Annotated in this window: 5 protein-coding genes and 2 pseudogenes; 1 reads left to right on the top strand and 6 read right to left on the bottom strand. The window is 40.9% G+C overall.

From position 1 onward, the window contains the following. Positions 1–433: 433 nt before the first annotated feature. Positions 434–763 (top strand): annotated as a pseudogene (locus FEK47_RS25415) (hypothetical protein); the annotation flags it as partial. Positions 764–826: 63 nt separating this feature from the next. Here the strand turns inward: FEK47_RS25415 and FEK47_RS11115 are convergent. The 6 genes and pseudogenes from FEK47_RS11115 to FEK47_RS11140 all read right to left on the bottom strand — a co-directional run. Then, positions 827–1,420: a lipopolysaccharide core heptose(II)-phosphate phosphatase gene (locus FEK47_RS11115; RefSeq protein ID WP_135487911.1), complete on the bottom strand. Its 594-nt coding sequence runs from the start codon at positions 1,418–1,420 to the stop codon at positions 827–829. Between the two features lie 240 nt (positions 1,421–1,660). Then, complete coding sequence (locus tag FEK47_RS11120) at positions 1,661–2,470, bottom strand: EAL domain-containing protein (RefSeq protein WP_138183186.1); 810 nt, start codon at positions 2,468–2,470, stop codon at positions 1,661–1,663. Positions 2,471–2,633: 163 nt separating this feature from the next. Further along, positions 2,634–3,593, bottom strand: coding sequence for a hypothetical protein (locus FEK47_RS11125; protein ID WP_138183187.1), 960 nt, complete (start codon positions 3,591–3,593; stop codon positions 2,634–2,636). Positions 3,594–3,729: 136 nt separating this feature from the next. After that, positions 3,730–4,299 (bottom strand): hypothetical protein, encoded by a 570-nt coding sequence (locus FEK47_RS11130; protein ID WP_135410524.1) that lies wholly within the window; start codon positions 4,297–4,299, stop codon positions 3,730–3,732. A gap of 7 nt (positions 4,300–4,306) precedes the next feature. After that, positions 4,307–4,837 carry a hypothetical protein gene (locus tag FEK47_RS11135; protein ID WP_001603544.1) on the bottom strand — a complete coding sequence of 177 codons (531 nt, stop codon included), beginning with the start codon at positions 4,835–4,837 and terminating at the stop codon, positions 4,307–4,309. Further along, a pseudogene (locus FEK47_RS11140) lies at positions 4,824–5,157 on the bottom strand (fimbrial chaperone protein); the annotation flags it as partial. The gene FEK47_RS11135 and the pseudogene FEK47_RS11140, both read right to left, overlap by 14 nt.

Consider the following 5,157-nt stretch of genomic DNA (forward strand, 5'->3'; position numbering starts at 1 on the left):
TCCATTACCTGTCAGTGAAGGTTATATTTGAGAAAATAACGATGTCTTTTACGCTAACGCTAAAGCGTTAACAGTAACAACGGAAAAAACAGATTTTTGTTATCACTATAATGAATAAGTGGTACTTTAATTACCCATACTGGATAACGCTGCGGGACGATGTCCACCGGAACAACAAATGCTGTTTCCGTTCACGTATACTGTACGGCGGCGGAAAGATCTGGCTGCATGAAATATGCCGAAAACAAGATGACAACAGTGAGTGATTAACGAAGATATATTGCAGTGGAGAAGCCGACGAGAGTATCTGACCGGGCGATTTATGCTTTCCCTATTTATCAGCGATTGATAAAGTTTCGCCTACTGATTTTTTATACGAATTTTACTTCTGTATGCGTACACGAATTGACTGTCTGACGGATAAAAACTGTTTTACAGAACAAATGAATCGCACCGTCTTCGCCGGGGGGGGTGAATAAAAAATACATCATTGCCATATCAGCAGATTGCCCAGGAATTGAAAACGCCCCGTGAACGGCTGAAGTATATGCCGGAGGCAGGTTTACGGGTGACCGCGCCAGACAGCCTATTCTGATTTGGCAATCAGTGTATTGCGGCTGATATCCCGGAGTTGAGAAGAGCCGGAGTGCCGGTGGTGACTACGAATTTCCACATTTGTTATGCTGCCTGCAGTCGCAAAGAAACGGACTGCCAATATTCAGAGGACGTCAATGAGGACAAATCCCCTGACAGGGAAAGCTAAAAAAATGGTTAGATACTAAGTTCCAGGTTGTCAGAATGGATGAGAGGTGCAAATACACAATGTTTACTTTTGTTGATACTTTAATACACCATCTAAAATAAGATTGTTCGCCTCCCGATGCAAAACTAATGTCTCGAGATATCCTGGTTTTAACTTCCACCATCTCATATCTTTTGCAATGCGAGAGAGGCAATGATTATGAGTAAACACAACAGCGTTTTTACTCTGATACGATAAATCTAAAATTTTCCTCACAGGTGATTCACCATTATTTGATAAACTTACTATGGTGGGACTGACTCCATTTGAGAAAAAACAAGCTGTTTGTCTGGTTCGGGTTGCGTTTGTTGAATAGAGATTATAGCTCCCGGTTATATCACTCAAATCCTTACCCAGCCGAATTGCTTTTTGCGTGCCATTGACAGTTATTCCATCTGGTTCAGAAAAACATTGATTTTTTGAACGATCACACCTTTCTCCGTGTCTTATTATAAGAATGGTAGGGTATCTCTTACTAATTTCACATGCCTGCTTTATATCCAAATATCTTGGTCTTTTTAACACTGAGACAACAACTAACGCAAGCACTAAAAATGTTACCAATATTGCAAATACTGTCTTTAGTTTAACTGATGATAATCTCTCAAATGAAAACATCTATATTAACCTTTGTAATAACAGAATAGAAGTTGATAGACGAAGTTATCTTTACAGGGCAGAAGTTGCGTCTCCTCCGAATTACGGAGAGACTGTCTACCAGGAATAAACATCTTCGTTCATCTAAGGGAAGCACTCAAATAAAAATTCAATATGATAACAAAATCAACATGACACCAAAAAGAAATCCATAAATTTTTACGGAAAGCTATTTTATGGGAAATATCATACAATATTGAATCATTCAGAACGCAAACCGTATTTATCACATCTAGTTTTTTTACTCTTTACAAATGAAGCGAACTGGTCAGCTGATAATGGGGGGGAGAAATAATACCCCTGAAATAATTTTACCCCCTGTTTTTTTAACCACTCATACTGCCATTTATTTTCAACACCTTCTGCAATCACTCGCAAAGAAAACTTGTTTGCAGCAAACATAACACATTCAGCCAGACGGTGTGATGATAGAGCTTCATCCACACGATAAATGAATGAACTCCCTATTTTCATAAACTCTGCATTAACCCTGGATAACATATCAAGATTTGAATATTTTGTTCCAAAATCATCCAGTGCCACAGATATATTTTCTCTGTCCAGATTATCAAGAAATATATTATCTTCTGAAGAGTTCCCCCATTCTCTGTGCTCCGTCAATTCACAAACCAGCACAGGGCAGAGTTGAATAAGACGCTTCTGGAGCAGTTTACATGCACAAATCATTTCCGCTGAATTATTGTCTGGCGCCCCCGCATTAAAAGTGATTAACATACCAACCGGTAAAAATGGTTTTAAAGACAGTAAAATATCGGCGGTCTTTCTTAATAGTATATTTGTCATAAATCCGGATAGCCCGGCATGAACCACCTGAGAAATAAACAGGTCGGGAGATAACACCCTGCCATCTGGCATATTCCAGCGTGCCAGAACTTCAACACCACATAAATTAGAGTCAGCATCCACTACGGGCTGAAAAAATGGCAAACATTCCTCAGCCATATGTAGCTTACTGGAAAATATATTATAACAGTCAGAGTTACTGTACATGTCCACCCCTGCTAAAGGATAGCTGCAGACTAAAGTAGTTGTATACCATATTGTTATTCGGTGCATAAATAAAGAGATTACTTTTTCTCATTCAGGACCTGTGTTCAGTAATCTCTTTATGGCAGAGTTCCTGTTGTATCTGATTGGCACTCTGCTCATTTTATTACGGATATGTGGCAGAAATATTCACTGGTATAACAAAATTCCCGGGTTTAGTCGCATTTACTCGGTATTCAAACTGAAATGTCGCATCGTAACTTTGCCCTGCATAGTTCGGATTCACAAGTTCCGGTAATGTGAGGGTATAGTCCGTTGTGGTATTCGCAACATTTGATGTGAACTCTATTTTCGATGGCATAAACCCATTGAGTGTGAGCTCGGCATGATCGACAGCGATAGTTCCCATCGGGGATTGTAGCGTTGCAGATGTCGGCGTTACTGACATCGAATTGACAGCACTGGTTACGTAATGTCCCGTTGCATTAATATAAGAACCATCCTCACCACGACACATACGAATAGTTATATCAAATCTTTCAGGTCCCCCATCCACGGTCACCGGAGTAGGAAAGCTCACGGCTTGTGAACCATACCATCCCGTCCCAATTCCTGTTTTACGCCAGCTCTGTCCTGAGGGAAGCCATTGACCAAATTTCCCCCCCCAGTCACTCTTCCTACCAACCTGTGATGCAATCCCATTAAAATCTGTCACAGGCACGTTTTCGAGGTATGTCTGATTTCCATTAAAATGAGATGTTAACCCCATTTGCACATTCCAGTCGACATTATTTTGTGCTGAAGTAATAACACCACTGCTGAATGCACAGTCACCAGTAACACTACTGACCTCATAATTGTTATCCTGGTTGTTAAACTGTAGCTTATATATTTTACTGGTTTTTCTGTAAGACGATTGTGTTATAAGATTTTTTTCGTATATAACAGTCGCAAAAACCGGTAATGAAGAGATGATCCCCACACATAAAAAAAGGAATGTGAATACATTCAAAAAACAGGGCTTAAACGTAAAGTTAAAGTTCCGTACTTTTACCGCGATTTGCGCAAAAATAACAAAGCATCTTTTTAACATTATAATGGACTCTTTTGCTGAAATGAGTTTCATTAAAATCTCCCGTTCTGAATAGCAATCCAATCGACTGGTGTAATGCCTGACTATTCTGTATCAAAGCAACAGTCACGAATCTTGCGTATTCATGGATATCTCTGATATGCATTTTTATCATTCATGACGGAAACTCTCACATTTCATGAATATTCATCAAAAATGACGTCGTGCAGGTCGGTGCTATGACGGATAATATATGAACATTCGGAACTCCCATAAGAGAACACAGGCGAGAGCGCCAGTAATAATGCTTCCGGTCTTTGTTTGCTGATGGTTTTCGGGATAGTTTCTGAAGAAAACTTATTCTGTCCATACACTCTTTCTTATATATGTAAAAGGGCGTGGGCGCTTCATCCCGCCCCCCTCCTGCTGTTTTTATAATACTGTCTTTCAACACTGCCAGCGGCAGGGAACCGTCGACAATATTTATTGTTGAAAATAATCGTTGCATCTCTTTCACCTGTCCGGGAACCAGAAATATTGTCCTGCAGTAGCGCACATCATCAGATGCTCTGAACATTGAGAATAAAGACAACCAGTTCAAAAGTGGCACTGCACTCAGCGCTATTATCAGAATATCTCCTTTGGTCGGTTCGGTTTCTTTCCTGAGTCTGACATCATAATTTTCTGCTTTCAGCAGTGCGCTTAACCCCAGCATCTCATACTCACAGAAACCATCTATAATGATTCGTTGTTGTATCATAAATACATTATGGATATATAACTTCAAATGTCACTGCAGCCTTAACCGGACCAAACTGATCTGTGTTATGGACTTCCGTTACCGGTGTAATGACACACTGGCGCTCACCGGTTGCGGCGGTACTGTCACTGCAGAATGCATCAGAATCTAGCCCTGTCAGTTTTACAGGCGTATTATTGTTCTCCAGCCATAAATATGTTCCATTTGGCTTACCGTCCTTTGTTAACAACATTTGCAGCTTATCATTCGACGATTCCAGTTGCCCCTGTGAAACAGAACCTTTAATTGCCGTCTTTACTGGTATATTCCCTGCACATGTCCACTTTATTTCAAGTGGTGAGTGTTTTTTCGCCGCTCCCGGTGTTAATGTTCCCAGGCTATAAAATTGCGTTGGGATGGATATATCACAACTGGGGGCAGTGAATGTTGCATTAATGGTAAATGTGGCCGTTTTGGTATCCGCACTCCGGACATTCGCAGAAAACCCGGCAAAACTTACAGATAATGCCGCTATCAGCACAGGATTAATGAATTTCATAATTCTGTACTCCCCCCCAGTCATTTATCGCGGCAATGTTAAGGTTCCCACGGACACTAACCCCCAGAGATACACTGCTAAAGGGTGCCAGCAGCGTTAATTCTTTTGTAACCTTATCGCTGAGTTTCAGCTCCCTGCCATTGGTTTGCACACCGACAATTGCCATATAGTAGGGGGTGGGGTTTTTAATCCAGGTTTTATCTCCCCTTTGCTCCATGGTCAGTTTCTTCTCAGCATTTTCCCTCCCGTTCTTAAGACCGGATGGACGATAAATCAGCTTCACTCTGGAGTTCATCGCAATCGCCAGAACACTGCCATGG

It is taken from the genome of Escherichia sp. E3659 (assembly GCF_005781135.1).
Lineage (GTDB): Bacteria > Pseudomonadota > Gammaproteobacteria > Enterobacterales > Enterobacteriaceae > Escherichia.

Coding starts and splice junctions, on each gene's coding strand:
- FEK47_RS11115 (WP_135487911.1), bottom strand. CDS start 1,420: ATGTTTTCATTTGAGAGATTATCATCAGTTAAACTAAAGACAGTATTT.
- FEK47_RS11120 (WP_138183186.1), bottom strand. CDS start 2,470: ATGTACAGTAACTCTGACTGTTATAATATATTTTCCAGTAAGCTACAT.
- FEK47_RS11125 (WP_138183187.1), bottom strand. CDS start 3,593: ATGAAACTCATTTCAGCAAAAGAGTCCATTATAATGTTAAAAAGATGC.
- FEK47_RS11130 (WP_135410524.1), bottom strand. CDS start 4,299: ATGATACAACAACGAATCATTATAGATGGTTTCTGTGAGTATGAGATG.
- FEK47_RS11135 (WP_001603544.1), bottom strand. CDS start 4,837: ATGAAATTCATTAATCCTGTGCTGATAGCGGCATTATCTGTAAGTTTT.